A 2,694-nucleotide genomic window follows, 5' to 3' on the forward strand; every position below is an offset into this window, starting at 1 on the left:
CGGGCGACCCGCGCTGGCCACCGCCGACTCGGGGCCGGCGCTTCTGCTGGGCGCGCGGGGGCGGCGGCTCGACGTGCGACAGGCCCGCACCGTCGTGCACCAGACCGTCGCCGCCGTGGACGGCGCACCCGACATGGGGCCGCATGGGCTGCGGCACAGCGCGGCCACCCATCTGCTCGAAGGCGGGGCCGACCTGCGTGTGGTGCAAGAGCTGCTCGGCCATTCCAGCCTGGCCACCACCCAGCTCTACACCCACGTCACGGTCGCTCGATTGCGCGCGGTGCACGACCGCGCCCATCCGCGGGCCTGACGGCCTCGAATGTGGGCTTTGGCACGCGTTTTCGACAAATGCGTGCATCAACCCACACTCGGAGGCTGGTTACGGGGTCTGGGGAGCGAGGATGAAAAGTCCTGCGACCTTTGCATCCTCGTCGAATGCCACCCGCGCCTTCATGTCGCCGGCTTCGTAGCGCAGCGGGATGTCGACAACCGTGTGGTCACCAATTCGGCGGACGAATGGCTGGCCCTCGCCGAAACCTTCGAATGCGCCAACCAGGCCGGCGACGGTCGCTAGTGCACTGCCTCTCTTCTCGTCTGTGAACGCGGCCAGGACTTGGTCGTTGAAGGACTTCCGGGCCTCGTCCATGCGGTCTTCGAGGACGTCTTTGACGATTTCGACGGCCCGTGCTGCGGCGTCGGTCATATGCACTGTCCTGTCCATGGGTTCTCCTGTCCGGGGGTCGATGGGCTTTCCGAACCGCTGGAACGCGGCTTGACGGGTGACTCCGAGCAGATCCCCAATCTCCTGCCAGGTGTGGCCGGCGTCGCGCGACTGCTGGACGCAGAGCTTGAGCAGCTGCTCGGTCAGTTCAGCGGCGCTCTTGGCACTTCGGATCAGGTCGAGATAAGGAGGCGACGCCGGTGGGTTGCTCACTTGCTCGGCAAGCAGCGAGCTCTGCGCGGATAGCTGGCGGCTCAAGGAGGTGAGGCTCAAGGAATCGCCCACGCTGTAAAGGATATCTTTACACACGCCGATGTCAAGGAATCCTTTACAACCGGGATCTACCGCAGCGGCTTGAGCCGAATCGGCGTGGATACCAGCAGCCCCAGCGGGTCGACGTAATCGGCGCGAGCAGCCGGGCCCCACATCGCTCCCCAGTGCAGACAGGCCGCGGCCGGGCAGCCCGGGTGCCCGGCCAGCAGTTCGCCGATCGCCGCCCCGGCGCTCACCACCTGCCCGACCCGCACGCCGGCCTGCACCGGCTCGTAACTGGTGTGCAAACCACCCGGATGGGCCAACGACACCACCTGCCGGCCGGCCAGCGTGCCGGCGTACACCACCGTCCCTGTGCCGGCGGAGTACACCGGCTGGCCCGGCCTTCCTGCCAGGTCCACACCGCGGTGCCCGCGGTTCCAATCCGGCGTCGGGCCGTCGAAGGTCCGCACCACCGGCGGGTGCGGCCGTAGCGGCCAGTCCAGGCGAGTGTCATCTGCGCGGGCCGGCGACGCCCAGGTCAGCACCACGGCCAAGATCACCGCCAGCAATCGCATATCGTCAGTGCACCGCGGCATCGCCAACCCGGCCAGCCAGCACTGTGGACAAAGCACCTGCTGAGACCGTGTAAACTGCTTCTCGCAGCCCGTATCAACGGACTGACTTCGCGCGTCTGCACCGCGTCTCCCGTTCCACTAGGAGTTCGCACCGCATGCCGGGCGGTCCCGCGCCACAGCGTTACCAGCGGGTCCGGCATTGCAGCAGGCGCCAGGGCCCGGCTTCACCCGACGCCGGGCGACAACCGACACACAAAGGCATAAGCATGGCCGTAGTAACCATGAAGCAGCTGCTCGACAGCGGCACCCACTTCGGGCATCAGACCCGTCGCTGGAATCCCAAGATGAAGCGGTTCATCTTCACCGACCGCAACGGCATCTACATCATCGACCTGCAGCAGACGCTGACCTTCATCGACAAGGCGTACGAATTCGTCAAAGAGACTGTCGCCCACGGCGGCTCGGTGTTGTTCGTCGGCACCAAGAAGCAGGCGCAGGAGTCCGTCGCCGCCGAGGCGACCCGCGTCGGCATGCCGTATGTCAATCAGCGCTGGCTGGGTGGCATGCTGACCAACTTCTCAACGGTGCACAAGCGGCTGCAGCGGCTCAAGGAGCTCGAGGCGATGGAGCAGACCGGTGGTTTCGAGGGCCGCACCAAGAAGGAAATCTTGATGCTGACCAGGGAGAAGAACAAGCTGGACCGCAGCCTGGGCGGTATCCGCGACATGGCGAAGGTGCCGTCGGCGGTCTGGGTCGTCGACACCAACAAGGAGCACATCGCCGTCGGCGAGGCCCGCAAGCTGGGTATCCCGGTGATCGCGATCCTCGACACCAACTGCGATCCCGACCTGGTCGACTACCCGATCCCGGGCAACGACGACGCGATCCGCTCGGCGGCTCTGCTGACCAAGGTGATCGCGTCGGCGGTAGCCGAGGGTCTGCAGGCGCGTGCCGGTCTTGGTCGCGGCGACGGCAAGCCCGAGGCAGAAGCGGCCGAACCGCTCGCTGAATGGGAGCAAGAACTGCTGGCCTCGGCCACCGCGTCAGCAGAAGCCCCTGCGGCCCCGACCGCCGCCGGGGGCGCAACCGAATCAACCACTGACCCCTCATAGGAAGGCTGACCATTGGCGAACTTCACCGCTG

Annotated in this window: 4 protein-coding genes; 2 read left to right on the forward strand and 2 right to left on the reverse strand. The window is 66.6% G+C overall.

Features of this window, described 5'->3' with window-relative positions; all coding sequences use genetic code 11:
• Positions 1-310, forward strand: a 310-nt coding sequence (locus WBF82_RS14740) for a tyrosine-type recombinase/integrase (protein WP_424383739.1), incomplete at its 5' end; no start/stop codon positions are given.
• 69 nt (positions 311-379) lie between these two features.
• On the opposite strand, the gene WBF82_RS14745 is transcribed toward WBF82_RS14740, so the two are convergent.
• On the reverse strand, positions 380-1,006 hold the full coding sequence (locus tag WBF82_RS14745; RefSeq protein WP_424383740.1) for a DUF3887 domain-containing protein: 627 nt from the start codon (positions 1,004-1,006) through the stop codon (positions 380-382).
• A 56-nt stretch (positions 1,007-1,062) separates the two neighbouring features.
• Positions 1,063-1,551, reverse strand: a complete 489-nt coding sequence (locus WBF82_RS14750; protein WP_424383741.1) for a murein hydrolase activator EnvC family protein — start codon at positions 1,549-1,551, stop codon at positions 1,063-1,065.
• 266 nt (positions 1,552-1,817) lie between these two features.
• Here WBF82_RS14750 and rpsB point away from each other — a divergent pair, with 266 nt between their 5' ends.
• Positions 1,818-2,663, forward strand: a complete 846-nt coding sequence (rpsB, locus tag WBF82_RS14755) for a 30S ribosomal protein S2 (RefSeq protein WP_424383742.1) — start codon at positions 1,818-1,820, stop codon at positions 2,661-2,663.
• Positions 2,664-2,694 lie beyond the last annotated feature (31 nt).

Origin of the sequence: Mycobacterium sp., from assembly GCF_049673265.1 — a bacterium.
Taxonomy (GTDB): domain Bacteria; phylum Actinomycetota; class Actinomycetes; order Mycobacteriales; family Mycobacteriaceae; genus Mycobacterium.